General features: G+C 60.6%; 1 protein-coding gene. It reads left to right on the plus strand.

The window, feature by feature from the left end:
• The coding region (locus tag SB786_RS35900) for a nitrilase-related carbon-nitrogen hydrolase (RefSeq protein WP_410731531.1) at positions 1 to 315 on the plus strand (315 nt) is incomplete at both ends.

Here is a 315-nt window from a genome sequence, read left to right on the forward strand (position 1 = left end):
ATGCCGTGGACGCCGATCGAAGGCTGGTATCCGGGCGATCGCACGTATGTGTCGGACGGTCCGAAAGGCCTGAAAATCAGCCTGATTATTTGCGACGACGGCAATTATCCGGAGATCTGGCGCGACTGCGCGATGAACGGCGCGGAGTTGATCGTGCGCTGCCAGGGCTATATGTATCCGGCGAAAGAGCAGCAGGTGATGGTCGCGAAAGCGATGGCGTGGATGAACAACACCTATGTGGCGGTCGCGAACGCCACGGGCTGGGACGGCGTGTATTCGTACTTCGGCCACTCGGCGATCGTGGGCTTCGACGGG

Origin of the sequence: Burkholderia sp. SIMBA_062, assembly GCF_046534765.1 — a bacterium.
Classification (GTDB): domain Bacteria; phylum Pseudomonadota; class Gammaproteobacteria; order Burkholderiales; family Burkholderiaceae; genus Burkholderia; species Burkholderia ambifaria.